Below are 1,356 nucleotides of genomic sequence, written 5' to 3'. Positions count from 1 at the left end.
GGGATTTCCTGCCGTCATTTCTGCACTGTCGATCAATCTGAATAATTCGATTGTGATGCCGCCCGATTTGTCCGCGCCGGATGGCTTTGGTGAAATTCGGATTGCCGATCGGGACGTGAAGGGCTCCTTTGATCCGGAAATGGTGCTCGCCTCTCAACATGATTTTATTAGCGATTGGAAGTCGGGTAACAAGCGCGAGATTTTTACCGGAGCGATTGGTACCACGCCCGGCAATATTTATGAAATGCATTTACCGGAAACCTATTACCAAGAACTGGCCGATGGTGATCGCGATGGCATTCGTACGCTCGATATTGGTTTTGGTACCGATGCCAATGACAACGAACTGTCCCTTTTATTCACGTAAGGAATGTAATCATGAGTTTATCAGTAACAACGGGGTTAACCGAAGAATGGTTTGTTTTGCCTGGACAAGAAAACGAAGCGGATCCCGCTAAGTTTAAATTAAAACCACTCAACCAATTAAACTTTATGGAAGTTAGTGCGGACACGATTCGGTATCGAAACGGCAAATTAAAACCTTCAGGTGAAGCCTACGGTTTAGCGCTCGGTGCTGGGCTGGTCGGTTGGGATAATATTCTGGATCAGTTGGGACAACCCTTACCGTTTTCCATTGACAATCTTGCGTACATTCCAGCGCACGCAATGATGCAAGTCTTTGAACGGATTTATTCGATTTCGGATTTATCGGAGATCGATGAAAAAAACTCCTGATCGCAATTGAAGTGAATCGAAACAAAGAGAGCTTTAATTGCGAGACGTGTCAGTGGGGGCGACATTGCGATGAGCGCAATCCCGCGCCCATCGAACAATGGATTGTGAAACGTGCTGGGAAAATCGTGGTTGAGTCAACAACCTGTTTGTTGCCGATGGTGTCCAATCGCTCGGTGCAGTTTCTTAATCTATTCAACCATTACAAAAATCATCATTTGTTGATCAGCGGCGGCATTGCTGAGCAACCGAATGTGTACTTAACCGCCATGCAAATCATTAACGGACAACTCAATGAGTCTACTCGCCAGTAACCAATACACCTTTGAAATTATCGGGAAAGACAAAACCGGAAAGGCGCTCGGGAAAGTCAAACGCAATCTTGATGGCGTGGTTGATAAAGCCGGTAAAGCGACGGCGGCGTTGGTTGCAGGTTTTGCAGTTGGTGGTGCGGCGATTGTGCGTTCGACGCTGCAAGCGAACACGGAAATGTTACGCCTTGCCGATGGTTTGAATATGTCATCGGAAGCGATGAGTGAATGGAGTTACGCCGCCAGTACCGTGAACATTTCGTCGGATAAAATGGCCGACATTTTTAAAGACGTGAATGAAAAGATTGGTGAC

The 1,356-nt window shown here is 46.6% G+C and carries 4 protein-coding genes; all 4 read left to right on the top strand.

Annotated features, from left to right (window positions below; all coding sequences use genetic code 11):
- A partial coding sequence (locus FAX86_RS22375) for a hypothetical protein (RefSeq protein ID WP_205859290.1) occupies positions 1-367 on the top strand: 367 nt, incomplete at its 5' end.
- An 11-nt stretch (positions 368-378) separates the two neighbouring features.
- Positions 379-735 (top strand): hypothetical protein, encoded by a 357-nt coding sequence (locus FAX86_RS22075; RefSeq protein WP_144395667.1) that lies wholly within the window; start codon positions 379-381, stop codon positions 733-735.
- A gap of 11 nt (positions 736-746) precedes the next feature.
- The gene (locus tag FAX86_RS22070) at positions 747-1,046 is read left to right on the top strand and encodes a hypothetical protein (protein WP_144395666.1); all 300 of its coding nucleotides are present in this window, start codon (positions 747-749) and stop codon (positions 1,044-1,046) included.
- The coding region (locus FAX86_RS22065; RefSeq protein WP_205859289.1) for a hypothetical protein at positions 1,027-1,356 on the top strand (330 nt) is incomplete at its 3' end. The genes FAX86_RS22070 and FAX86_RS22065, both read left to right, overlap by 20 nt.

Origin of the sequence: Pleionea sediminis (genome assembly GCF_007570825.1) — a bacterium.
In the GTDB taxonomy this organism is placed as follows: Bacteria; Pseudomonadota; Gammaproteobacteria; order Enterobacterales; family Kangiellaceae; genus Pleionea; species Pleionea sediminis.
The sequence above is the reverse complement of the archived record's forward strand: the minus strand, read 5'-3'. Positions and strand labels throughout refer to the sequence as shown.